General features: G+C 42.3%; 24 protein-coding genes. 6 read left to right on the forward strand and 18 right to left on the reverse strand.

Annotation, left to right across the window (positions count from 1 at the left end; genetic code table 11):
- Nucleotides 1–28 precede the first annotated feature (28 nt).
- The 9 genes from IT970_RS14990 to IT970_RS15030 form a co-directional block, all read right to left on the reverse strand.
- The gene (locus IT970_RS14990) at nucleotides 29–514 is read right to left on the reverse strand and encodes a chemotaxis protein CheW (protein WP_065979415.1); all 486 of its coding nucleotides are present in this window, start codon (nucleotides 512–514) and stop codon (nucleotides 29–31) included.
- Nucleotides 511–2,589 carry a chemotaxis protein CheA gene (locus IT970_RS14995; protein WP_118844726.1) on the reverse strand — a complete coding sequence of 693 codons (2,079 nt, stop codon included), beginning with the start codon at nucleotides 2,587–2,589 and terminating at the stop codon, nucleotides 511–513. Before IT970_RS14995 ends, IT970_RS14990 begins: the two co-directional genes overlap by 4 nt.
- Before the next feature lie 15 nt (nucleotides 2,590–2,604).
- The gene (locus IT970_RS15000) at nucleotides 2,605–2,967 is read right to left on the reverse strand and encodes a response regulator (RefSeq protein WP_036973415.1); all 363 of its coding nucleotides are present in this window, start codon (nucleotides 2,965–2,967) and stop codon (nucleotides 2,605–2,607) included.
- A 9-nt stretch (nucleotides 2,968–2,976) separates the two neighbouring features.
- On the reverse strand, nucleotides 2,977–3,249 hold the full coding sequence (locus IT970_RS15005; protein WP_036973417.1) for an STAS domain-containing protein: 273 nt from the start codon (nucleotides 3,247–3,249) through the stop codon (nucleotides 2,977–2,979).
- A gap of 172 nt (nucleotides 3,250–3,421) precedes the next feature.
- Nucleotides 3,422–4,036 (reverse strand): SCO family protein, encoded by a 615-nt coding sequence (locus tag IT970_RS15010; protein WP_118844727.1) that lies wholly within the window; start codon nucleotides 4,034–4,036, stop codon nucleotides 3,422–3,424.
- The gene (gene cyoE / locus IT970_RS15015; protein WP_036973419.1) at nucleotides 4,033–4,941 is read right to left on the reverse strand and encodes a heme o synthase; all 909 of its coding nucleotides are present in this window, start codon (nucleotides 4,939–4,941) and stop codon (nucleotides 4,033–4,035) included. The genes IT970_RS15010 and cyoE overlap by 4 nt, the downstream gene beginning before the upstream one ends.
- Nucleotides 4,942–4,950: 9 nt before the next feature.
- The gene (locus IT970_RS15020) at nucleotides 4,951–5,940 is read right to left on the reverse strand and encodes a COX15/CtaA family protein (protein ID WP_118844728.1); all 990 of its coding nucleotides are present in this window, start codon (nucleotides 5,938–5,940) and stop codon (nucleotides 4,951–4,953) included.
- A gap of 21 nt (nucleotides 5,941–5,961) precedes the next feature.
- Nucleotides 5,962–6,456, reverse strand: a complete 495-nt coding sequence (locus IT970_RS15025; RefSeq protein WP_118844729.1) for a transmembrane cytochrome oxidase associated protein — start codon at nucleotides 6,454–6,456, stop codon at nucleotides 5,962–5,964.
- Complete coding sequence (locus IT970_RS15030) at nucleotides 6,446–7,186, reverse strand: SURF1 family protein (RefSeq protein WP_036973424.1); 741 nt, start codon at nucleotides 7,184–7,186, stop codon at nucleotides 6,446–6,448. Before IT970_RS15030 ends, IT970_RS15025 begins: the two co-directional genes overlap by 11 nt.
- Before the next feature lie 14 nt (nucleotides 7,187–7,200).
- On the opposite strand from IT970_RS15030, the gene IT970_RS15035 reads away from it, so the two are divergent.
- A complete protein-coding gene (locus IT970_RS15035) occupies nucleotides 7,201–7,512 on the forward strand; it encodes a DUF2909 domain-containing protein (protein WP_074989191.1) in 312 nt (103 codons plus the stop codon).
- Here IT970_RS15035 and IT970_RS15040 read toward each other — a convergent pair.
- The 5 genes from IT970_RS15040 to lexA form a co-directional block, all read right to left on the reverse strand.
- Nucleotides 7,412–8,287 (reverse strand): cytochrome c oxidase subunit 3, encoded by an 876-nt coding sequence (locus IT970_RS15040; RefSeq protein WP_036973425.1) that lies wholly within the window; start codon nucleotides 8,285–8,287, stop codon nucleotides 7,412–7,414. The genes IT970_RS15035 and IT970_RS15040 overlap by 101 nt on opposite strands.
- 35 nt (nucleotides 8,288–8,322) lie before the next feature.
- Nucleotides 8,323–8,853, reverse strand: a complete 531-nt coding sequence (locus IT970_RS15045) for a cytochrome c oxidase assembly protein (RefSeq protein WP_196857465.1) — start codon at nucleotides 8,851–8,853, stop codon at nucleotides 8,323–8,325.
- Nucleotides 8,853–10,448 (reverse strand): cytochrome c oxidase subunit I, encoded by a 1,596-nt coding sequence (gene ctaD, locus IT970_RS15050; RefSeq protein ID WP_036973428.1) that lies wholly within the window; start codon nucleotides 10,446–10,448, stop codon nucleotides 8,853–8,855. Before ctaD ends, IT970_RS15045 begins: the two co-directional genes overlap by 1 nt.
- Complete coding sequence (gene coxB / locus IT970_RS15055) at nucleotides 10,448–11,590, reverse strand: cytochrome c oxidase subunit II (RefSeq protein ID WP_036973429.1); 1,143 nt, start codon at nucleotides 11,588–11,590, stop codon at nucleotides 10,448–10,450. The genes ctaD and coxB overlap by 1 nt, the downstream gene beginning before the upstream one ends.
- A gap of 543 nt (nucleotides 11,591–12,133) precedes the next feature.
- A complete protein-coding gene (gene lexA, locus IT970_RS15060; RefSeq protein ID WP_036973430.1) occupies nucleotides 12,134–12,751 on the reverse strand; it encodes a transcriptional repressor LexA in 618 nt (205 codons plus the stop codon).
- Nucleotides 12,752–12,924: 173 nt separating this feature from the next.
- Here lexA and IT970_RS15065 point away from each other — a divergent pair, with 173 nt between their 5' ends.
- On the forward strand, nucleotides 12,925–13,362 hold the full coding sequence (locus IT970_RS15065) for a PaaI family thioesterase (RefSeq protein ID WP_036973431.1): 438 nt from the start codon (nucleotides 12,925–12,927) through the stop codon (nucleotides 13,360–13,362).
- Nucleotides 13,363–13,365: 3 nt separating this feature from the next.
- On the opposite strand, the gene IT970_RS15070 is transcribed toward IT970_RS15065, so the two are convergent.
- Nucleotides 13,366–13,746: a hypothetical protein gene (locus tag IT970_RS15070; protein WP_036973432.1), complete on the reverse strand. Its 381-nt coding sequence runs from the start codon at nucleotides 13,744–13,746 to the stop codon at nucleotides 13,366–13,368.
- 147 nt (nucleotides 13,747–13,893) lie between these two features.
- On the opposite strand from IT970_RS15070, the gene IT970_RS15075 reads away from it, so the two are divergent.
- Nucleotides 13,894–14,619, forward strand: a complete 726-nt coding sequence (locus IT970_RS15075; protein WP_118844730.1) for a hypothetical protein — start codon at nucleotides 13,894–13,896, stop codon at nucleotides 14,617–14,619.
- Here IT970_RS15075 and IT970_RS15080 read toward each other — a convergent pair.
- Nucleotides 14,594–14,947, reverse strand: a complete 354-nt coding sequence (locus tag IT970_RS15080; protein ID WP_036973434.1) for a VOC family protein — start codon at nucleotides 14,945–14,947, stop codon at nucleotides 14,594–14,596. The two genes, IT970_RS15075 and IT970_RS15080, sit on opposite strands and share 26 nt — an antisense overlap.
- Before the next feature lie 114 nt (nucleotides 14,948–15,061).
- Here IT970_RS15080 and IT970_RS15085 point away from each other — a divergent pair, with 114 nt between their 5' ends.
- From IT970_RS15085 to IT970_RS15095, 3 genes are all read left to right on the forward strand, one after another.
- Nucleotides 15,062–15,721 (forward strand): endonuclease, encoded by a 660-nt coding sequence (locus IT970_RS15085; protein WP_065979422.1) that lies wholly within the window; start codon nucleotides 15,062–15,064, stop codon nucleotides 15,719–15,721.
- Between the two features lie 98 nt (nucleotides 15,722–15,819).
- On the forward strand, nucleotides 15,820–17,454 hold the full coding sequence (locus tag IT970_RS15090) for a S41 family peptidase (protein WP_065979423.1): 1,635 nt from the start codon (nucleotides 15,820–15,822) through the stop codon (nucleotides 17,452–17,454).
- On the forward strand, nucleotides 17,447–17,821 hold the full coding sequence (locus IT970_RS15095) for a hypothetical protein (protein WP_036973440.1): 375 nt from the start codon (nucleotides 17,447–17,449) through the stop codon (nucleotides 17,819–17,821). The genes IT970_RS15090 and IT970_RS15095 overlap by 8 nt, the downstream gene beginning before the upstream one ends.
- Nucleotides 17,822–17,928: 107 nt before the next feature.
- On the opposite strand, the gene hmpA is transcribed toward IT970_RS15095, so the two are convergent.
- Both hmpA and IT970_RS15105 read right to left on the reverse strand, forming a co-directional pair.
- Nucleotides 17,929–19,092: an NO-inducible flavohemoprotein gene (gene hmpA, locus IT970_RS15100; RefSeq protein ID WP_196857466.1), complete on the reverse strand. Its 1,164-nt coding sequence runs from the start codon at nucleotides 19,090–19,092 to the stop codon at nucleotides 17,929–17,931.
- 22 nt (nucleotides 19,093–19,114) lie between these two features.
- Nucleotides 19,115–20,347 carry an NnrS family protein gene (locus IT970_RS15105; RefSeq protein WP_074989185.1) on the reverse strand — a complete coding sequence of 411 codons (1,233 nt, stop codon included), beginning with the start codon at nucleotides 20,345–20,347 and terminating at the stop codon, nucleotides 19,115–19,117.
- Between the last annotated feature and the right edge of the window lie 56 nt (nucleotides 20,348–20,403).

Below are 20,403 nucleotides of genomic sequence, written 5' to 3' on the forward strand. Positions count from 1 at the left end.
CCCTTCACCTTCTTGTTAATCTACCCAATTAAATGTCCATTGTTTTTTGTAGGTCGAGTAACGCGACCATTTTTTCACCCACATTTACTAACCCCGCAACGTACTGTGCGTTATCTGAGTCAGATAGATGTGGCACTGCTTTTGCCTCATGCTCAGCAATGCTATAGACATCCGAAACAGCATCAACAACGATGCCCATAATTTTACTTGCGTTCTCTAACTCTACTTTCAGTACAATCACCACTGTGAGTGGCCCATACTCAATAGCCGGAATACCAAATCGCAACCGCAAATCAACAATAGGCACTATCGTGCCACGTAAGTTGATCACCCCCTTGACGAAATCGGGTGAGTTTGGAATAACCGTTATTTCTTCCCAACTGCGTATTTCTTGCACAGTTAAAATATCTACACCGTACTCTTCTTCAGCCATAAAGAAGGTTAGAAACTGTTTAACATCTTGGTCTTGCTCAATATTCAGCTTATTATGTAGGTCATCGTGTGCTGCAATCATGACGCCTCCAAGTTAGCTTTTGACTCTATTATTAGCTCTTGACTGCCGGGCTTTCTAAGCCCTGATAACTTAATTAAGCCACTAATATCAACAATCAGTGAAACGCGGCCATCCCCTAAGATTGTTGCCCCTGAGACGCCATCGACCTTTTGATAATTCGCCTCTAAGCTCTTAATAACAACCTGTTGCTGGGATAATAAGTCATCAACCAATAAACCAATTTTTTGGTTATCACTTTCCACCACCACCAGTAAGGTTTTATCCAGTGTTTCAATCGCACCTTGATGATTAAAAATACTGTATAGACGTAAAATCGGGATGTATTCATCGCGTAGCCGCAACACATCCAAATCTTTTCCAACTCGACTGACCTTCGTGATATCGATTTGCAACGATTCAATAATCGAAATAAGTGGAATAATGTAGGTATGCTCAGCCACACGAACAAGTTGACCATCTAATATAGCCAGCGTGAGTGGTAAGCGAATGGTGAACGTTGAACCAACACCTGGGGCAGACGACACTTCAACGGAACCACTCAAGGCTTCAATATTTCGTCTAACCACATCCATACCAACACCGCGACCCGACAAGTCGCTCACTTGGTCAGCCGTTGAAAAGCCGGGTAAGAAAATTAGTTCGTTAACTTCATTATCAGATAGATCGTCTGCTTCTGATATCAAGCCATTTTTAATGGCTTTTTCGCGTATTTTGGTGGTATTGAGGCCTTGTCCGTCATCCATAATTTCAATGACAATATTACCACCTTGATGAAAGGCATTAAGCGTCACGGTACCAACCGGATTTTTACCGGCAGCAACACGTTTATCGACCGTTTCAAGGCCATGATCAAGCGAGTTTCTAACCAAATGCACCATCGGGTCAGAAATCTTCTCCATCACCGTTTTATCTAACTCAGTTTGCTCACCAAGTAGTTTCAGTTCGACTTGTTTGTCTAGTTTTTGCGAAATATCGCGGACTAAACGAGGAAAACGACTGAACACAAAACTAATAGGCAACATTCTGATACGCATAACACTTTCTTGTAAATCGCGGGTGTTATGTGCAAGTTGAGCAAGCCCCTCTTGCAACGATGCAATCGTGGCTTCAGTAATTTCTTGCTCACCTAATTGAGTCAGCATAGCTTGCGTAATGACTAACTCACCAACCATGTTGATTAAGGAGTCAACTTTATCAATACCAACACGGATTGAGGTGGATTCGGTGTTGGTTGTTGTTGATTTTACAGCAGGGACTTTCTTTACTTCGGCATCGGGCTTGGTGGCTGCTTTTTCATTTTTGTTGTCAGTCTCGACCTGCGTTGATGGCGCCGCGCTCACAGCGACTTCATCACCAAATAAACCGCCGCATAAGGTAATCGTAATATCGGCGTCATCCTCAACCCATTCGAAAATTTCTTCGATACAACTCTGGTCTTTTTCTGTGGTTAAGAAAAAACGCCACGACAAAAAGCAATCTTCGGGGGCGAGGTCGGTAACATCAGGAACAGCATCTTGAAACGCTTGAGTTTCTAAGTCACCTAACTCAGCTAATTCACTGATCATATACAGCGGTTCATTGCCGGTTTTAAATAGGTGATGATGTGGTTTAAAATCGATTTGGAAAGTATTAATACTGTTTTCGCTGAGTGGCTCCTGCACAGGCTCTGCCACTTTACTTGCCGCACGCATACCGAGTATTTCTTCGAATTTGATTCGCAGTTCATCCGCTTCGGTTAAGTCGGGTTGCTGTTCTGCTTGCAATGCTCTAAGTAAAGCTCGTAAACAATCCACTGATTTTAGTAATAAGTTTACATGTTCGGCCGTTAAATCTCGTGAACCTTCCCGAATTTGGTCTAACAGCGTTTCTAAAACATGGGTAAAATCAGCAACAGAATTAAAGCCAAATGTACCACTGCCCCCTTTAATAGAATGCGCGGCGCGAAAAATAGTGTTGATTGTTTCTGAGTCTTCTTCGCCCGGAACTAAGTTTAATAACTCAGCCTCCATAGCATCCAGTCCTTCAAAGCTTTCTTCGAAAAACACTTCATAAAATTGGCTTAGATCTATACTCATGCCCCGCTCCTATTGTTAGCGAATCACTTTTTTTAAAACCGCTAACAATTGCTCAGGATTAAATGGTTTAACAATCCATCCCGTTGCCCCCGCTGCTTTTCCTTCGGATTTTTTATCAAGGCCAGACTCGGTCGTTAGCATCAATAAAGGGGTAAATTTATAGTTTGGTAAACTACGTAATTCACGTATGAGCGTAATACCATCCATCACTGGCATATTCACATCGGATATAACGGCATCGAAACCTTGCTGTTTAGCTATGTTCAACGCCTCACTGCCATCTTTTGCTTCCGTGACTTCAAAGCCTGCTTTTTTTAGCGTAAAACCTACCATTTGTCGCATAGATGCAGAGTCATCAACAGCTAAAATTCTTTTCATAAAAACCTCTTAATTGGTATTCTCAAGTACAAGATAATGACTTAAGCCCAAACTATTTATTGCCTCTTGCAACGGCTTGCTTTCGCCTACCCAAATAATTTTGTGTTGGACTGAAAGCAAATGCTTTTGTAATGAACATAACAGCTGAATTGAGGCCGTATCGGCACGAGTCACCTCACTAATATCAAGGCAAATATCATCGTTTGCTGACAACTCTTGCAACAAATCTTGATGTAGTGATTCGACTTGAGTGATGGCTAATTCAGTAGGAAGCTTCAACATTACTGGCACTTTCCCTGCTTAAAACAATTCATAACAAAAGCTTAGACCGAGTTATTAAAATTGCCATTAATTGAATTAAAAAATTGTAAAATTTTTTAGTAGCTTACATGTTGAAATCAAAAAAGGGAGCAATCGCTCCCTCGAAAATAATCACACTTGTCTATACAGATACTTAGTGATAATAATCTGCAATTTTTTTAAACTCTTCTGTTAACGTACTGGCGTTAATAAGCGGAACATTGCCCTGTTTAAACTCGGGCTTGAAAATTGCGCGTACCGCGCCATCGGGGTCAACCATCACGACTGACGCACTGTGATCAACAGCATATTCTTGCTCATCACTGTCATTAATCGCGTAAATGAGCCCTAAATCTCTAACAAAGGGAAAGAGCTGTTTATGAGGGCCTGATACGGCTAAAAAATCAGGGTTAAAATAATCAATATAGGCTTTGCGTTTTGCGGTGGTATCTCGTTTTGGATCAACCGCTACAAACCACACTTGTACCGTGTAATCTTGGCTCAGCTGCTGTTGCACACTGGTCAATTTAGCCAACGTCATTGGGCAAATATCAGGGCAACTTGTGTAACCTAAAAAGACTAAATTCCAATGACCTTTGAAGCGACTATTATCGGCGGCGTCGCCATGCTGATCAATCAATGTAAATGACTTAACAGGCTTGGCTTGCTGATACACCAGCGCATCCACATCGGGAGGTGATTTTTCGGGGCTACAGCCCGTTAAAAAAAACACCACTCCCAAACAAAGTGCCACTAAAAAACGCGTCATAAAAGCAACCATTTATCAATAAATAAGGCGATAAAGAGTAGCATTAAATGCACAATTGAAAAACGAAATAAGTCCATCGCGGTATCATCTTTCCCACCCAGTTTTAGCTTTAATGCTTTATAAACGAAAATGGCATTTAACGCACTTGCCGCCATTAAGTATATGCCCCCTGACATACCAATTAAATAAGGTAATACACACACCAATGCCAGTAAAACAGAGTAAGCAACCACACATGTTTTGCAAAATTCGATACCATGGGTAACGGGTAACATCGGAATTTTTGCTCGCTCATAGTCACTTTTACGCGCAATCGCTAACGCCCAGAAGTGAGGCGGAGTCCAGGTAAAAATAATCATAACAAGTAGCCAAGGCGCTGCCGCCATATGACCCGTTTCAGACACCCACCCTAATAAGGGTGGCATAGCACCGGCCAGCCCCCCTATAACAATATTTTGCGGTGTGGCACGCTTTAAAAAAGAAGTGTAAATAAATGCATAACCCACTAACGCAAAAAGTGTCAGTATCGCCGTTAAGGTGTTTGCCCAAATGATCAACATCATAAAGCCTGCAGTACCAATAGCAGCTGCAAAACTTAAAGCATGTTGCTTGCTCAAACGCCCCTTAGCGACAGGACGGTGGCGAGTACGCGCCATCTTGCTATCAATTTCACTATCAACAACATGATTAATCACCGCAGCAGCGGCTGAGAGTAAACCTATACCCAACAAACTTGCCAATTGAACAAAAAGACCTCGCCCCATATCAGGAGCAAGTGCTAAACCAACCCATGCGGTGAGAACAAGCATCGCAACGACTTTAAATTTGCTAATCGCAAGATAGTCTTTTAACAACGCATGACCATGAGAAAATATTGATTTTTCAGTACGTAATGTTAAGGCCATTATCGCCTCCTAAGTTCTTGCTTTTAAGTGGAAACATAGTCTAACCATTGTTAATAACAACATGGCTGCCATTAAGTTATGAGCAAGCGCTACGCTTAAAGGGAAATGCCAATGAACAACCGCAAGGCCTAAACAGATTTGACACAGTAAGGCTATTAACACGGTGACCGTGCAATGCTTTATTTTTCGAGAATAAGAGTGCGAATAGATACGCCACATAATGAGTGCCAATACAACACAGGTAACAAGGGCCCAAATACGGTGTAATAAGTGAATAGACATACGTGCCTGCTGCGATAAAACACCATACTCATAAGTACTGTGTTCAAGTGGCAGTTGAAAAACGCTCTTTAACGAGAAAGGTTGAGCATAACTGCACAATGGCAACCCATTGCAGTGCGGTGCCGCATAATTAGCCGCAAGCCACCCTCCTAAGGCAATCTGAAGTATCAAAACGACTAAGCCAATCAAGGCTAATCGGTAATATGGCCGAGCTCCCGCATCCCCACCCACAATGGGTTTTGTGGTTAGCCTCAAGTACAACAAGAACACTAAAGACAAAATACTGAACCCCCCAAGCAAATGCCCCATCACCACTAAAGGTTGTAAGTTCATGGTAACGGTCCACATACCTAGCGCGGCTTGAAATACCACTAATAAAAGGAGCAGTAACGTTAACTTAACTGGGGTAGTTGGGTATTGGCGTTTTAACCAAGCCAAAGCAAACAAAGCCAAAATAAATAACCCAAGCGCACCGGCAAAATAACGATGGATCATTTCTTTCCACGCTTTTGCCGCTTCAAACATCATATCTGGGTAGTTTTGTTCAACATGTAGTAATGCTGTTTCGTGCTTTGGCACCGTTAAAAACCCATAGCAACCGGGCCAGTCCGGGCAGCCTAAACCTGCATCACTGAGCCGTGTATAAGCCCCCAGTCCAACGACTAACACCGACATAAAACACGTAATTAAGACTAAATATTTATAATTTTTATACATCTTTTGCATCCTTACTGAGCTTTAACTTGAACGCGCATAATTAAGTAGTTTTTTTAGATCTTTCAGTAACCCTTTTTGAATTAATCTGTTTTGTTCTGGCTCATCAGTGTAAGGATAGTGCAGTACCACCAAGCCCATATGATCGACCAAATATAAATCTCCCGCTTTAAGCGCTGAGTTTTCATCTAATTGTCGCCAACTAGTGGCTATATCTTGCTGATTTGTAAGAACGGCAACATCAACCTTTTGCTGATTCTTACCCAAGGCAATATGAAGGTTGTCTAAGCTAGCTAACTGGGCTTCACAAACCGAGTAACAGCTTTTTGGGTAGTTAAGCGCAATCGTCCATGGTTTCGGATCGCCCTGCTGCCAATTTGCAAGCTTTACTTCTGTTTCTAACAGCTCCCCGTAATTACTTGAACCGCTGGGCAGCCAATCAAGTTTCAATGCTGTATACGCTAACGCCAGTGGCACAAAGCAACATAGAGCAAATAAACTAAGTGGATTAACTTTCATTACGTCTCCTTCTCATCGCAAAATAAGCTATAACAACACAGGCCGCACCAATGAGCAGCCACTGCACAGCGTAGGCATAATGCTTGTCTGGCCCCATCACCACACTTTCGTAATGAGGAGTCGCTATGTCATCAGCTGCAAGGCGGTAGGCTAAAAACGGTTGCAGAGGTTGCGCTAGTTGACGACTAAAAATGTCTAAATCAATTGCTTGAATACGCTTAGGCCAGCCAGCTTCAGCGCCAATTTCATCTGCTAGCGTAAAGCCTTGCAGCTGACCTTGTTTGAGTTGCACTGTGGTAGATATGTGTGAAGGTTGAGGCCAATTTACGGTGGGGAGTTGACTACGATCAACCGGTGCCTTCAACCAGCCGAAATTAACAATGACAGGCGCTATATCATCATTAATTTTTACAGCAGCAAGTAGGTCGTATCCTACTTGTCCTTGGTAAATCTGATTATCTAACAGCCAATAACGCTGCGTATTGATGAGCCCATTCAAAGTCAGCTTTAAACCTGTTTTATCAACCTGATTAGGTAATAATTGAAATGCCTGCCAGTCCATTACACCTTGCTGTTCTGACTGCTCAAGCTGGCTTAATTGCTGTTGTTTTTGCTCACCACGTTGATACTGCCACACACTCAGCCGTAAACACACCAGCACCGCAAGTGACACAACGCAAATTGCAATAATTGAGCTAAGCTTTTGTTTACGCCTTAAAATCAACTGCATCTAGGAAACCTAAAATGATAAAAATCATCATTACACTGTTATTGTTATATATCGTGTTTAATCTGTTTCGGGCGCTATTTGTGATGATGTCTACTAAGCAACACTCGCGACCTATGTCTCACTATTTAGGTCGACGAGTGTTTTTCTCTGCCATGGTACTGATCATCATTATTGCGGCATTAAAACTGGGCTTTATTCACACTAACCCATCGCCAATTCATAACGCTACAGCACGTACACAAATACAAATAAACACAACCACACCACATCAACAAAGTGCCAGTACCAAGCCGCAGCTTGAAAGGCAAAATGCTTTTCACTGGTAAAGTGACCTTTAAAAATTCGCAGCAGTACCACAAATAAAATAATCGTCCCTAAGGTCACATGCATGCCGTGAAAGCCGGTCAGCAAAAAGAAGGTATTGCCATACACTCCCGCATCAAGGGTTAGACCCAAGTCTTGGTATGCATGCATATACTCATAAACTTGCAGAGCCAAAAACACCACACCAAGCAACACAGTGAGTGATAAGAACGTTTTGAGTGCCCCCCGCTTATTGTTTTCTATGGCAACATGCGCAAAGTGGATAGTGACCGATGAAGTTAATAGAATAAGGGTATTAATCAGCGGTAAGCCTTGCCAACCCATTGCTTGTGTTGTCTCTCCCGCAGGGGTTGTCAACAATGGCCATACGGCCTCAAATGAAGGCCAAAGTACCTCGTTGGTCATGGCATTATTCCCCGCACCACCTAACCAAGGTACCGAGATCATGCGGGCGTAAAATAATGCCCCAAAGAACGCCATAAAAAACATCACTTCAGAAAAAATAAACCAACTCATACCTTGTCTGAATGAGCGATCCATTTGTGCTGAATATAACCCTTTGTGCGACTCTTCAATCACGTTTTTAAACCAACTAAAAACCATATATATGAGGATCGCAATACCAAGATATAAGACGAACTGACCACTGTTTCCTTCGCCGTTTACTTGCATTACAGTGAGGCCTGCGCCTACTGCAATTAAAAACATTGCGACAGCCCCAACAATTGGCCAAGGACTCTCGGCTGGCACATAATATTTTTCGTAATTTTGATTCATTTTGTTTGCTCCTAATTAGCAATTAGCTTGGCGGCTTAATCGTTCTTGGCCACAACTTGCCCGCTAATATCAAACACGGTGTACGACAATGTTAGCTCTTCCACGTCATCGGGTAGTTCAGTATCAACATAAAACAGTAAAGTGAATTCCACTTCTTCTCCTGCTTTTAACAGCTGTTGATCAAAACAAAAACAAGCAATTTTATGTAGATACTTTGCTGCTTTACCGGGTGAAACACTTGGGATAGCTTGCATTACCTTGTCAGTATTACTGGTATTTTTAGCACTAAACTTAACTTCTCGCATGGCGCCTGGCTGCACAGCGACGCTGTACTGCTCAGACTCCACTTTGAATGGGGCGCCACTTTGCGCATGAGTTGTAAAACTCACATCAACCTGACGTTCAGTATTTACATGCTCACTGACTTTGGCTTGTTCAAGTGAGGGTTTACCATTGAGGCCCGTAACATCACAAAACACGTCATAAAGCGGCACCAATGCGAAGGCAAATGCAAACATAGCTAAACATGCTAACAACAGCTTTTTAAGCAAAGGTGCGTGATTCATTACTTAATCTCCGGTGGCGTCTCAAAGGTGTGATACGGTGCTGGTGAGTCAACTTCCCACTCTAATCCTTCAGCGCCATCCCATACTTTAGCGGGGGCTTTTTCGCCGCCTCTGGCACACTTAAAGACCACTAAAACAAACAGCAGTTGCGATAAACCAAACGCAAACCCACCGATACTGATGATGGCATTGAAATCAGCAAATTGAAGTGCGTAATCTGGAATACGGCGGGGCATACCTGCAAGCCCCACAAAGTGCATTGGGAAAAACAGCACGTTAACGCTAACAAGCGATAACCAAAAGTGCCATTTAGCCAAGGTCTCGTTATACATATTGCCCGTCCACTTCGGCAGCCAATAATAGGCCCCAGCCATAATGGAGAACACAGCACCTGTAACTAATACATAATGGAAGTGGGCAACCACAAAGTAGGTGTCATGATACTGAAAATCGGCCGGTGTAATAGCAAGCATAAGCCCCGAAAAACCACCTAACGTAAATAACACAATAAAGGCGATTGCAAACATCATGGGTATTTCAAAGCTAATAGAGCCTCGCCACATTGTTGCCACCCAGTTAAACACTTTTACCCCAGTTGGCACCGAAATCAGCATCGTCGCGTACATAAAGAACAATTCGCCAGCAACCGGCATACCTGTCGTAAACATGTGGTGTGCCCAAACAATAAAGCTTAAGAGTGCTATTGATGAGGTTGCATACACCATGGACGCATAGCCGAATAATTTTTTGCGCGAAAAGGTCGGCACAATCGTTGAGATAATACCGAACGCCGGTAAGATCATAATGTAGACTTCAGGGTGACCAAAGAACCAGAAAATATGCTGGAACATCACCGGATCTCCGCCACCAGCAGCATCAAAAAAACTGGTCGCAAAGTACTTATCGGTCAATACCATTGTCACGGCACCTGCCAGCACGGGCATAACAGCAATCAGTAAGAAAGCCGTGATCAGCCACGTCCATACAAATAGAGGCAGTTTCATCCATGTCATACCCGGCGCTCTAAGGTTTACAATTGTCACAATGACATTGATAGCGCCCATAATTGAGCTAATACCCATAATATGCACTGCAAACACAAACAGCGCGGTATTATCGTTACTGTAAGTCGTTGAAAGCGGTGCATAGAACGTCCAACCAAAAGCGGGACCACCACCGGGCATAAGCAGCGATGCCAATAAAATAAGGAAGGCAAAAGGTAAAATCCAAAAGCTCCAGTTGTTCATTCGTGGTAAGGCCATATCTGGCGCACCTATCATCATAGGTACCATCCAGTTCGCAAGCCCTGTAAAGGCGGGCATCACAGCCCCAAATACCATGATCAACCCATGTACTGTGGTCATTTGGTTAAAAAAGTGAGGATCAACCAATTGTAAACCTGGTTGGAATAATTCAGCACGGATCACCATCGCCATGGCGCCGCCAATTAAAAACATCGTCAACGAGAAGATCAGGTACAAACTACCGATGTCTTTATGGTTGGTTGTATATAACCAACGCTTGAAACCTTTCGCTGGATGATGGTGGTCGTGATGCGCATGCTCAGTGGCTTGCTCATTAATAACGTTACTCATTAGTTCGCCTCCGCTGCTGCATCAATTGCTGCTTGAATCTGACTCGGTTGAATGACATCACCGGTATTGTTACCCCACGCATTGCGTTTATAAGTGATGACTGCTGCAAGTTGTTTTATTGAAAGCTGTTTATCAAACGCTTGCATCGCTGTACCTGGCTTACCATGTAAAACAATATCAATATGATCGTTCACATCGCCCAACACGATTGGGCTGCCTTTTAAGGCTGGAAATACACCCGGCAATCCCATGCCAGTGGGCTGATGGCAGGCTGCGCAGCTGGCCATATAGACTTGCTCGCCTAAAACAACTAATTCATCTTTCGAAAGAGTTTGATCAAGTAATGCGGCATCTGCAGCAGCGGCTTGTTCTTTCGCTTGTTTTGCGTCTGCAAGCCAAGTCGCAAACTCATCTTCTGGCAATGCCTCAACAACCACCGGCATAAAACCATGGTCTTTGCCACATAACTCTGCGCATTGGCCGCGGTACATACCGGGCTCGTTAATGCGTGTCCATGCTTCATTAATAAAGCCGGGATTGGCATCTTTTTTCACGGCAAAATCAGGAACCCACCAAGAATGTATTACATCATCAGAGGTCATTAAAAAACGTACTTTTTTGTTGATTGGTAACACCAGAGGTTTGTCGACTTCGAGTAGGTAGTGCTCTGTTTTTTCGGCTTGATTATCTATTTGATCTTTCGGTGTCGCTAAAATCGAATAGAAAGCAATATCTTCTCCCATGTATTCATAGTGCCACTTCCACTGCGACCCTGTTACTTTGATTGTAATATCTGCTTTTGAAGCATCTTCCATGGCAATAAGCGTTTTGGTGGCAGGGATCGCCATAGCGATTAAGATCACAAATGGAATTGCAGTCCAAAGTATCTCAACCTTCGTGCTTTCATGGAATTGGGCAGGCTTTGCCCCTTTAGACTTACGATGATGTATCAAAGCCCAAAACATCACCGCAAATACGATGATGCCAATCACACAACAAATAATAAATATCGTCATATGTAATTCATAAACATTATTACTTATATCAGTGACACCTTTACGCATATTGAATTGGCTATTTGCCAAAGCAAGTTGCGGAAGTGCTACCAATATAAGCCACAAGGTGTAACGCAGTTTACCCATGTGACAGCTCCTTTTAATGCTATTGCAAGACGCAAAGCGAAAAGGCGTTACAGCTGGTGCCCATTCGTTTTTTTTATTGTTTAAATACCCAAACCAATCGATGGTTGATGTGTCATCTGCAAACAGCTTGGGTCTGTGTATCATCACGACGCAGTGAACGACACACTCATTGTTTAACCCCCTTACACATTTGTTGTGTGTCTTTTTCGTAAATAGGTGTTAATACAATGTACTTAACCAATTAGTTAAAAAATGAGCAATAAGCAAGTTTTCGTGGTAATAAATGTTTATTTTGGTGCAAAAATAACAACTATAATCAGCGCGTTAATTAATACTTAAGGCAAGTATAAAAACTTAAAAAGAAAGGAAAACTGCGCCGTATAAGGCTTTATGTAGAAAGTAAGGGTTAACAAATCTTAGGTAAACGGTCAAAAACAAACAACGCACCAAATTGAATCAATTTGGTGCGTTGTTTCAAAAAAGTTTAGCAAAGCAGATAAAGGAATTACTCTGCTTGTAACGATTAACGCGTAATATAAAAAGCTACATCCAATCAGCGTTGCGAATAACCCCAACCGCTAAGCCTTCAATATTAAATGACTCATGCTCTAAGTCCACTTCAATCGGGGCAAACTCTTCATTTTCAGCATGCAAAAATACTTTACGTCCTGCTTTTTCTAAACGTTTTACAGTCACATCGTCATCGACACGTGCCACAACAACTTGGCCATTTTCTGCAACTTGCGTTTTGTGTACTGCCAGTAAGTCACCATCCATGATACCAATGTCTTTCATACTCATGCCGTTAACTCGCAATAAGAAGTCTGCAGCGGGTTTAAACAATGCAGGGTCAACCTGACAATGGCTTTCTACATGCTCTTGCGCCAAAATAGGTTCACCCGCGGCAACACGCCCAATCAGTGGTAAGCCAAGCTGTTCTGGCTCGTCTTCTTCGACTAATTGAATGCCTCGGCTTGCTCCAGGCTTCATTTTAATCATGCCTTTTTTTGCCAGTGCTTTTAGATGCTCTTCAGCGGCATTGGCACTTTTAAATCCCAATGTTTGCGCTATTTCAGCACGCGTAGGTGGCATACCAGTGTCTTTAATAAATACTTTAATAAGTTCTAAAATTTGCGATTGGCGTTTTGTTAATGGGCGCATACAACTGGTTTTCCATACAGTACATTTAACTGTGAGTATATACAGTTATCTGAAAATCGCAAATTTAAATTCCCCTTCCTCTCATGATAAAAAACAAGCATTGAACGGTGGGGATAGATACCATATTGTATACCGATATTTCACTTAAGAAGTTAGTTTGCGAAGGAAACACAATGAGCATTTGGTATCAACCATTCACCCTCGAATTATGTAAAGAACTCGAACAGGGTATTACTGGGCAAGGCACATTAATGAAAACAATGGGCATTGAAATAACCGAAATCGGCGACGATTATTTAGTGGCCACTATGCCCGCTATTCCAGAGCATCATAACCCTATGGGGATGGTCCATGGTGGTGCTAATGTTGTTTTAGCAGAGACTGTAGCAAGTTATGCAGCCAATTTTGTGGTCGACTTCACCGCATATTATGCTGTTGGCCAAGAAATAAATGCCAATCACATTAAAGCCTCTCGAAAAGGCCTCTTAACAGCCACGGCAAAGCCACTGCACTTAGGTAAGCGAACATCTGTATGGGAAATTAAAATAACGAATGCGGCAGGTGAACTATGCTGCGTATCACGAATGACCGCAGCGGTAGTCAAGCGTTAGTGATTAACGCTCAACAGGATAAATAGTAATTTCGAGCCCTGCGCCAATCGCTGAAATACGTAATAAGGTGTCTGCGTGCAGGGCTTGATTAAAACATTTAGGTGAGTCACCCGACTCAAACCCAATATCGAAAGTACGCTTTGAGCAAGACAACCATTGCTTTAATGCATTGCGTGAGCACGACTCTATAAGTTCACATAATTGGTTGATAGCTTTATCTGGTGTGCTGATATCAGCCGCGGCTTCAATACGTGCTAATTGACGGTATTCATCTTGGTCGTAATGTAAAACCATGGCGTTTTTCTTTAAATCAGCTACCAGCGCACTCATATCGTGTTTTGATTCAAGTTCCAGATCTACATTTAAAAATTGAATTTCCGACATACTCTCGTTTTTACCCTCTATTGATATCTCTGAAACTTTAACTCAGTTTTGTACATAAACCAAATTTAGAATACAGTAAATGCTGCAAGAGCGTTGAGTCGCTCTGTCTATACCGCTGCCCAATAAAAAAATAATAAGAGGTAATCAATGAATAAGCGCGTATTTAAATATGCCCGTAAAGGGCATAAGTGGCTGGGTTACTTACTCGCCATACAACTCTTTTTTTGGTTATTAGGGGGCTTAGTAATGAGCTCAATACCCCTTCAAAAAGTACATGGTAAACATTTAGCCAATCGTAGCTTAGATAATCCATTTACCTTGCATGATTACCCCGCTTCTCTTGACCAAATAACCAAACAATTTCAGCAAATTGATAGCATTCAATACCGTCATTTTTTAACCACTCCCATCATCGAAGTGACGACTAATAAAGGCGTGTTTAACTTTGACGGTCAATCAGGTCGTGCTATGAGCACACCAACTAAAACTGAAATTATTGCCAATGCAAATGCACACTTACTCATCAAGGCGGATGTCGCGGGTGCGCAGTTACTAGAAAAAGGAGCGAGAGAAGTCGGTCACCGCTCCAATGTGTGGCAAGTGAGCTATAACGATTGGTTAAATACAACCGTTTATTTAGAAGGCGACTCCGGTAAAGTCATTAGTGTTCGTAGCACCTTGTGGCGCATTTTTGACTTTTTCTGGATGCTGCATATCATGGATTATGATGAACGAGAAAATTTCAACAACCCATTACTAATTAGCTTTGCCGCAAGTAGCGTATTATTTTGTATTACGGGCATTATTTTATTACTACAAAATGTCCGTATCAGACGCCGTAAACCGATTACACGTGCTGATCAATCAAAATAGGGTTACCATCAGGGTCGGTGACAATAAAACTGGCATCACCGACCTTTTGTACCGCCAGCCCCTGTTGTTTAAAGTGCGCCTCTAGTTCATCATAAGCACTAAACTCACTTAAAGGTCTCGCACTTTGGTCCCAGCCAGGGTTAAAAGTCAGCATGGTTTTATCAAACATCCCCTGAAACAAACCTATTAAATGTTCACCGTTTTTCATAATCAACCAATTATGCTCTATCTCACCCGCAAACTGAGTAAACCCCAACTTCTCGTAAAATAGCTTTGAAGCATGGATATCTTGTACATTTAAACTCACAGAAAACGCACCTAACCGCATTGTTCAACTCCCATAGACTGTATTTATTAATGACTATAGTTTACTTTTGGCGCGTGCTCTTTTTCTTTTCAGCTCTGCGTTTTACAATAGTGTTTCCAGTAGTTCACTTATGTGATGGATATGCGTTTACTTTTATCAGCAACTTTATGCCTGTTGTTATGCTTTACGGCGTCTGCGGAACAGTTTTCAAACTTTTCTAGCGCCAAAAAATACCTTATTAAAACCTTACCCGAAAACGCTAAAAGCTTATATTGCGGGTGTGATATTAAACGCCAAGGAAAAAAACTGGTGCCCGACCCGAGCGTCTGCGGGTACATACCACGTAACGAAATCACTCGCTCTGGTAAAGAAAATGCACGCGCGAAACGAATTGAATGGGAACATATAGTCCCTGCGTGGGAGTTTGGGCACCAATTACAATGTTGGCAAAATGGCGGGCGTAAAAACTGCCGAAAAGTCAGTGAAAAGTTTCGTAAAATGGAGGCTGACATCCATAATCTAGCCCCTGCAATTGGTGAAATAAATGCCGACCGCTCAAATTTTCGCTATGGAATGGTTGCAACGAGTAGCGCCAACTACGGCGCATGCCCTGTGAAAATAGATTTTAAACAGCGCGTATTCGAACCTCCACTTTATGCAAGAAAACGTATAGCAGACACCTATTTTTATATGCAAAAAACCTATGACTTAAAAATATCAGATAAGCAACGCACCTTGTTTGAGTCATGGCAAAAACTCGAGATAGCCGAAATAAGCAATAGAAAAGCACTGTAAAATTTGTACACCTGTTTACAAAACTACAACCTTACTCTATTGCCTTGCCTCTTTCTTGTTGATACTTTTTAAACAATTATTTACAGGAAAGTAGACAAATGTTTAAAAATAACAAACTCGCAGTAGCAATCTTTTTTGCAGTGTCAGGCCTCTCTTTATCTGGCTGTGGTGGCGGAGGTTCATCAACGCCAACCAACCCAGATACAAGCACGCCTACACCACCCCCAACAAATTCTGGACCAACATGGACTGCGGGTACTTTTGCCTCATCGAGTGAATTTAAAGACCAATGTGCAATACCACGCACGGGCACTGATCCTTACAACAATAACCAACCATACCCAGATAAAGCAGGCTCTGAATTTACAGAGAAAATGTGGTTACGCTCTTGGAGCAATGAAACTTACCTTTGGTACGATGAAATTGAAGATAATAACCCAGATAACTTTAATTCAGTGGCCGCTTATTTTGCACAGTTAAAAACGTTCCAAAAAACAGACTCAGGTGCTAACAAAGATAACTTCCACTTTAGCGAACCGACCGAAGATTACTTTAAAGAAGCGCAATCAGGTGTCGTATCTGGCTACGGAATTAACTGGGCATTTATTAAGAATACTCCTCCGCGTGAGTTGCGCGTTGCTTATCTAGAAGATGATTCGCCAGCCGCTAAAGCAGGTTTACAGCGCGGCGATACTATTCTATCGGTTGACAATGTAAGCATTGATAGCAATACCGCAGCAGGCGTCGATACATTAAACGAAGTACTTTTTAGTCCAACAGCTGGCGAATCTCACAACTTTAAGTTGCGCAGCAATGATGGCACTGAAAAGTCGATTAATATCGTCGCCGGAAATATCACCCAAACGCCGGTGCAAAACGTTGGCACCATCACTACCGAAAACGGTTTCAAAGTTGGCTACATGCAATTTAATAGCCATATTAGTATTGCTCAGCAAGGACTTATTGATGCGGTCAATCAGTTTAAAGCCGACAATATTGATGAACTCGTAATCGACTTTAGATATAACCGTGGCGGCTTGTTAGCGCTGTCATCGCAGCTTGCTTATATGGTCGCAGGCCCTGCTAATACTCAAGGTTACTATTACTATCAAACCATTAAAAACGACAAACAACCTGTTGAAAACCCATTTCCGTTCGTTGATATTGAAGTGGACTACTCAACTTTTGAGGTAACTAATAATACCCTGCCAGATCTTAACTTAGCAAAAGTCTATGTACTGAGCACTGAAAGCACTTGTTCTGCCTCAGAAGCTTTTATAAATGGCTTAAAAGGCATTGATGCTGAAGTTATTTTAATTGGTGGTAAAACCTGTGGTAAACCCTATGGCTTTACCCCAACGCATAACTGCGCCACGACGTATTACACAATTCAGTTTACCGGTGCCAACTTTAAAGGTTTTGGTGAATACGCCGATGGCTTAAACCCAACACCAACACCACAATTTGCAGCTGATGTGAAAGGATGTGTCGTTGCTGATGACTTTGATCACTCTTTAGGCGACCAACAAGAAGGACTCCTCGCGGCCGCTCTTTATCATATTGAAAATGATAGCTGTCCTGTTGTGGCGCAAGCATCAGCAACTAAACAGCTAAACTTTGCATCACAAGCAGAACAAGAGACTGGGTTATCGCTTTCACCAAATCGTCCTATTTACAGAGAAAACATGGATTTAACTCGTCCAGTTTCAGCGAAAGGAAAGAGCAATGAGTAAAAAACATGTGCTGGCTGTCGCTATGTTAACAAGCTTAGTGGCGTGTAAAAGTACCCAAGCCGAACAACCACAAAATGCCACACTAACGCGAGTCAACCCAGGTGTCATCACTCAGTTGCAACAAGCGATTCAATCAGCCAAAGGTGGGAGCTTAGTAACGCTCGCTGATGATGTGTTTACAAAAAGCGCAGAACTATTGATTGATCACGGCACCAGTAAAGGTCCAGATGGTATGCCAATTATGGGGGCACATAGCATTCCATCTGAAAAGTTCATATTGCAAAAAGCCGCTGATCAATGCGTACTTTACTACCCTAAAAAAGAGTTGCGTATTCCACTGCCCAATGTGGAATGCGAAGTCAAATAGCAAAAAAGGCGCAGTATGTTACTGCGCCTTTCATTTTCTAGTGCTTCTGATGAATAGCGTTGCTATCCATGCAATTGTCAATAATTAACCCTTGTCAGATATCGCTATTATAGGCTTTGATGAGGACCAAACACTTCGTAATGAATACGCTCGGCTGCCACACCTAAATTAACAAGTTGCTGTTTAATCAAAGCCATAAAAGCAATGGGTCCACAGATATAAAACGCGCCATCGCTAAGCGGTAACTTTTCAGCCAGTAAAGCAACATCCATCAAACCAGTAAAATCGGCTCCGGCTCCTTCTTTAAACCATGTAAAACAACTCAGCCCTTGGTGTGTATTAACTTCTGACAGCAAATAATCTTTAAATGCATATTGCGCAGCGTTATCACAGGCATGTAAATAATGAATAGGCTGGCTAGGTTGCTTGTCAAGTAAGCTTTGCAGCATGGCCAACAAGGGTGTTTGACCAACCCCTGCAGAAATGAATACCACAGGGCTGTTACTTTCACGTAAAACAAAATCACCCGCGGGTGGGTAGACCTCTATGTGCTCGCCCTCATCTAAACTATGTAAATAATTAGAAACCAGTCCTTCTCGCTTCACACTGATCCGATAGTTTTCACCGTTACTTTTTTGTGAGATAGAATACTGGCGAATTTGAGTATTCTCAGTCTTTTTAGGGTGGACTTTTATGCCTAAGTATTGACCAGGTAAGTGCGACACAACGGACTTTCCATCACAAGGAGTGAGGGTAAAGCTGGTAATAGAATCTGACTCAACGTGTTTTTTAGTGATCGTAAACAAACGAGTACCAAACCAGCCCCCTTTAGCTTGTTTAGTTTTTTGATATAGCGCCATTTCTTCTGTAATGCATACATCTGCAAGCAATGCATATGCTTCACGCCACGCATATTCAACCTCAGGGGTAAATTGCTCTGGCAATAACTCTTTTAGGGTCGCAATTAAATGCCCACCAACAATCGAGTAGTGTTCTGGCAAAATATGGTAACTCGTGTGTTTATGGTTAATACGCGCTAACGCACTTTTTAAGACCTCAAGATTATCAATATTTGCAGCATAAGCAGCTAACGCATTGAATAATGCAAATTGCTGATGCCCTGATTTTTGATGGGTCATATTAAAAATATTTTTTAGCTCAGGATTATAACTAAACATACGATCATAAAAGTACTCAGTAACCTGCGGACCTGCTTCTGCAAGCAAAGGCAGTGTACTTTTTACAACCTGGATCGTTTTTTCAGATAACATATTTTTTCCTATTCAAGAGTAGTTAACCTGGACGGCCATCAACACGACGTTTCAGTAAAATGGGCGCACAATGAAATAAAAATAAAATAAAACCCAGCACCCATAGCAATGCACTTAATTGCCACGCAAGGTGATGGTTTAAAATAGCGGGGAGCAGAGCACGGACAATGGCAGCTCCTGCAATAAGCATAAAGGCGACATTCACGAGTACAGGCACCTGTAAAGGACGACTTGTATGGCCATGCGATACACGCACCATCATGGCTAGAATCATTAAGCCAATCGTGCCAACAGTGACAAGATGCAACGCATCTTTAAATAGTATGAGTGGGCTGTAAAAGCTAACAGCGATTAACGCTAAACCTATTGCCAGTGCCCAATAAGCAAAATGCAGAGACCACAATAAAGGCACTTTTAATACACCTGCATGCCACCACAAAATACTGCGATAAAAATGCAAGGTAGCTAGCCATGCGAATACCCAGCCAACACTCAATGTGTTAAAAAATAACTGGCTTAAGAAATACCAAGCAATGGCAAATAACGAACTGAATAGCAGTAGCTTATCAAGCTTAGGGCTGCGCACTTGTTCAGTAATATTAAGACCGCGTGCGGTAAAAAAAGGCACAACACGCCCCGCAACAACCCCCACCAATAACACCATGAGTAAAACGGCGGTATCAACAATACTTAGCGCAAAGGAAAACTTTTGCAAAACGACCAAACTGAGGAAAATCATATTGCACGCGCATAGCATGGCGGTAATAAAAATGAACAAATAATTATGACGGCTTTTAGCCTGTAAGAGCATATCAGTCAAAATAGCAATACCAGCCAACCACCACACAAGCTGAAATCCCCCTACCAAGTAAAGGTTAAGTTGACTAATACCATTTACGTCAACAAAGAAACTGCCGCGTGCGATAACCCAAGTCACACTAAGTAAACACAATTTAATACCGCTAACACTTGGCACACCTGTCCACGTTTGCGCTGCGGTCAGTAAGAATCCCATAGCAACGACCCCTGCAAACCCAAATAGCATTTCATGGGCATGCCACAGCGTAGCAGGCATTGTTAACTGCCAACTTGCATAGCCACTCAGAATTAGCAGCCAGTAGCTCATAGATAAAACAGCCAGAATACCTGCCCCTAAAAAGAAAGGTCTAAATGCTAATCCCCATACTGGCCATTTACTTAGCTGATAAACATGGATTTTTTTTGGCATTGGCTCTGTTAAATTAATGACTTTCATTGCAACCCTTATTTGCCCGAATTAGTCAGCCTATTGCACAGTTCACGCCAAAAATA

The sequence above is a fragment of the Pseudoalteromonas sp. A41-2 genome (assembly GCF_015767615.1).
GTDB classification, from domain to species: Bacteria; Pseudomonadota; Gammaproteobacteria; order Enterobacterales; family Alteromonadaceae; genus Pseudoalteromonas; species Pseudoalteromonas lipolytica.

Bases quoted from the DNA above. Each gene is read 5' to 3' on its own strand.
- IT970_RS14990 (WP_065979415.1), bottom strand. From the start codon at position 514: ATGATTGCAGCACACGATGACCTACATAATAAGCTGAATATTGAGCAA.
- IT970_RS14995 (WP_118844726.1), bottom strand. From the start codon at position 2,589: ATGAGTATAGATCTAAGCCAATTTTATGAAGTGTTTTTCGAAGAAAGC.
- IT970_RS15000 (WP_036973415.1), bottom strand. From the start codon at position 2,967: ATGAAAAGAATTTTAGCTGTTGATGACTCTGCATCTATGCGACAAATG.
- IT970_RS15005 (WP_036973417.1), bottom strand. From the start codon at position 3,249: ATGTTGAAGCTTCCTACTGAATTAGCCATCACTCAAGTCGAATCACTA.
- IT970_RS15010 (WP_118844727.1), bottom strand. From the start codon at position 4,036: ATGACGCGTTTTTTAGTGGCACTTTGTTTGGGAGTGGTGTTTTTTTTA.
- cyoE (WP_036973419.1), bottom strand. From the start codon at position 4,941: ATGGCCTTAACATTACGTACTGAAAAATCAATATTTTCTCATGGTCAT.
- IT970_RS15020 (WP_118844728.1), bottom strand. From the start codon at position 5,940: ATGTATAAAAATTATAAATATTTAGTCTTAATTACGTGTTTTATGTCG.
- IT970_RS15025 (WP_118844729.1), bottom strand. From the start codon at position 6,456: ATGAAAGTTAATCCACTTAGTTTATTTGCTCTATGTTGCTTTGTGCCA.
- IT970_RS15030 (WP_036973424.1), bottom strand. From the start codon at position 7,186: ATGCAGTTGATTTTAAGGCGTAAACAAAAGCTTAGCTCAATTATTGCA.
- IT970_RS15035 (WP_074989191.1), top strand. From the start codon at position 7,201: ATGATAAAAATCATCATTACACTGTTATTGTTATATATCGTGTTTAAT.
- IT970_RS15040 (WP_036973425.1), bottom strand. From the start codon at position 8,287: ATGAATCAAAATTACGAAAAATATTATGTGCCAGCCGAGAGTCCTTGG.
- IT970_RS15045 (WP_196857465.1), bottom strand. From the start codon at position 8,853: ATGAATCACGCACCTTTGCTTAAAAAGCTGTTGTTAGCATGTTTAGCT.
- ctaD (WP_036973428.1), bottom strand. From the start codon at position 10,448: ATGAGTAACGTTATTAATGAGCAAGCCACTGAGCATGCGCATCACGAC.
- coxB (WP_036973429.1), bottom strand. From the start codon at position 11,590: ATGGGTAAACTGCGTTACACCTTGTGGCTTATATTGGTAGCACTTCCG.
- lexA (WP_036973430.1), bottom strand. From the start codon at position 12,751: ATGCGCCCATTAACAAAACGCCAATCGCAAATTTTAGAACTTATTAAA.
- IT970_RS15065 (WP_036973431.1), top strand. From the start codon at position 12,925: ATGAGCATTTGGTATCAACCATTCACCCTCGAATTATGTAAAGAACTC.
- IT970_RS15070 (WP_036973432.1), bottom strand. From the start codon at position 13,746: ATGTCGGAAATTCAATTTTTAAATGTAGATCTGGAACTTGAATCAAAA.
- IT970_RS15075 (WP_118844730.1), top strand. From the start codon at position 13,894: ATGAATAAGCGCGTATTTAAATATGCCCGTAAAGGGCATAAGTGGCTG.
- IT970_RS15080 (WP_036973434.1), bottom strand. From the start codon at position 14,947: ATGCGGTTAGGTGCGTTTTCTGTGAGTTTAAATGTACAAGATATCCAT.
- IT970_RS15085 (WP_065979422.1), top strand. From the start codon at position 15,062: ATGGATATGCGTTTACTTTTATCAGCAACTTTATGCCTGTTGTTATGC.
- IT970_RS15090 (WP_065979423.1), top strand. From the start codon at position 15,820: ATGTTTAAAAATAACAAACTCGCAGTAGCAATCTTTTTTGCAGTGTCA.
- IT970_RS15095 (WP_036973440.1), top strand. From the start codon at position 17,447: ATGAGTAAAAAACATGTGCTGGCTGTCGCTATGTTAACAAGCTTAGTG.
- hmpA (WP_196857466.1), bottom strand. From the start codon at position 19,092: ATGTTATCTGAAAAAACGATCCAGGTTGTAAAAAGTACACTGCCTTTG.
- IT970_RS15105 (WP_074989185.1), bottom strand. From the start codon at position 20,347: ATGAAAGTCATTAATTTAACAGAGCCAATGCCAAAAAAAATCCATGTT.